Raw genomic sequence first — 2,254 nt, 5'->3', positions numbered from 1 at the left:
GGATGACGCCGTTCGGAAAGTTCCGGGACAAAACCATCAAGGACATGACCGGCGAGGCCGTCGCCGCCGCGCTTTCCGATGCCCGAGTGACGGCAGATCGTATCGACGGCGCATTCTTCTCGAACGCGGTGCAGGGCCACATGGAGGGCCAGCACATGATCCGCGGCGAAATCGCGCTGCGTGAAATGGGCATTCAGGGCATTCCGGTGGTGAATGTCGAAAACGCCTGCGCCAGCGCCTCGACCGGGTTCAAACTGGCAGTCGATTTCCTCAAGGCCGGCAATGGCGACTGCTGTCTCGCCGTGGGCGCCGAAAAGATGTATTCTGACGACCGTGCGTTGATGTTTTCGGCCTTCGACAGCGGCTGGGACGTCAGCAACAGCGAAGAGGTCGCGCAACGGCTGGCCGATCTGGGTGCAGGGGTCGAGGAACCCGAAGGATCGAAATCGCCCAAGCCCTACAGCGTGTTCATGGATGTCTACGCAGGCTTCGCCCGGCTGCACATGAAGACCTTTGGCACAACTCAGGAACAGTTCGCCGCCGTCGCCGCCAAGAACCATGCGCATTCCGTGCATAATCCACTGGCGCAATACCGAGAAGCCATGAGCGTCGATCAGGTATTGGCCGCGCCGCCGATCACCTATCCGCTGACCCTGCCGATGTGCGCCCCGATCTCGGACGGGGCCGCTGCGGCCGTTTTATGCACCGGCGAGGGGATAAAACGTCTGGGCCTAGATCCCGCGCGCGCGATCAAGGTCAAGGCCGCGATCCTGCGCTCGGGCACCGATCGTCCGCCGGAAGATTACAAGAACCACCTGACCCGGCTTGCCGCGCTTGAGGCCTATGAACAGGCCGGGATCGGCCCCGAGGATATATCGGTGGCCGAAGTGCATGACGCCACGGCCGTGGGCGAAGTGATCCAGATCGAGAACCTCGGATTTGTCGAATTCGGCGAGGGCGGTCCCGCCAGTCTGCGCGGCGAGACAAAGATCGGTGGACGCATTCCGGTGAACCCCTCGGGCGGGTTGGAATCCAAGGGCCACCCGGTCGGTGCCACAGGGATAGGGCAGGTTTTCGAACTGGTCACGCAACTGCGCGGCGAAGCTGGCGCGCGTCAGGTCGAAGGGGCAAAGAACGCCATCGCCGAAAACGGCGGGGGGTTGCACGGGGTAGAAGAAGCGGCCGCCTGCGTCACCATTCTGGGCCGTTGAAACAAGGAGACGAACCATGGAAAACGTGATCGCCGCCGCTCAGGCAATCTATACAGATGAGCAACGCATGTTGCTGGAAAACTTCCGCAAGATGGCCGAGGCAGAGTTCGCGCCGCTGGCCGAGAAATACGAGAACCTCGGCCACCCCCCCGATGCGAAAACCCTGAAGTCCCTGTTCGCCAAGGTCGAGGAATTCGGGCTGATCAGCGGCCTGATCCCCGAAGAGGACGGCGGTGCCGGAATCGACCGCATGACCTATGGCATCCTATACGAGGAACTGGCCCGGATATGGGCCGATCTGGCAATCGCGGTGCTGATTCAGGGTCATGCCGTGTTCGCGGTCAACCTCTTGGGAAATGTGGCGCAGAAAGAGGCCTATCTGAAGCCGCTCCTGCGCAGCGAACGGATCTGTGCCACCTGTATTTCCGAACCAGAGGTCGGTTCGAACGTACGCGAGGTCAAGACACGTGCGGACCGCGAGGGCGATAAGATTTTCGTCACTGGCCAGAAGCTCTGGATTTCCAATGGGGCCCAGTCGGATTTCGCCATCGTTGTCTGCAATCTGGACGACGGTATTTCCATGGTCATCGTCGACCGCGATACCGGCAACTACGAGAGCCGCGAATTGCGCAAGCTGGGGCTTATCGGTGCATCGACCTGCGAATTGTTTTTCGACCGTGCCGAAACCAGCGCTGACCATGTTCTGGGTAATGCAGGCGGCGGCCTGTTCCAGACATTGAAACTGTTTGAGAGCGCTCGCGTGTTTGTCGGCCTGACGAGCATTGGCATAGCGCAGGCGGCGTTGGAATGTGCCGTCAAATATGCGCAGGATCGCCAACAACATGGTAAGCCGATCGGCGGGCACCAGTTGATTCAAGGCTACTTGGCCGACATGGCCACGCACCTGGATGCCGCGCGCCTGTTGTGCCAGCGCGGGCTGCAACGTCTGGACCTGGGCGTGCGCTGTGACACCCAGACCTCGATGGCGAAATGGTATGCACCCGAAATGGCCGTCGAAATCGCCGGCAAAGCGGTGCAGATCC

Annotated in this window: 2 protein-coding genes; both read left to right on the top strand. The window is 61.0% G+C overall.

Annotated elements, in window-relative coordinates:
* Nucleotides 1-2 precede the first annotated feature (2 nt).
* Complete coding sequence (locus tag ABYW26_RS13615; RefSeq protein WP_372605451.1) at nt 3-1,211, top strand: thiolase family protein; 1,209 nt, start codon at nt 3-5, stop codon at nt 1,209-1,211.
* Between the two features lie 16 nt (nt 1,212-1,227).
* A partial coding sequence (locus ABYW26_RS13610; RefSeq protein WP_372605450.1) for an acyl-CoA dehydrogenase family protein occupies nt 1,228-2,254 on the top strand: 1,027 nt, incomplete at its 3' end.

Source organism: Actibacterium sp., from assembly GCF_041584535.1.
In the GTDB taxonomy this organism is placed as follows: domain Bacteria; phylum Pseudomonadota; class Alphaproteobacteria; order Rhodobacterales; family Rhodobacteraceae; genus Actibacterium_D.
The sequence above is the reverse complement of the archived record's forward strand: the minus strand, read 5'-3'. Positions and strand labels throughout refer to the sequence as shown.

Coding starts and splice junctions, on each gene's coding strand:
- ABYW26_RS13615 (WP_372605451.1), top strand. CDS start 3: ATGACGCCGTTCGGAAAGTTCCGGGACAAAACCATCAAGGACATGACC.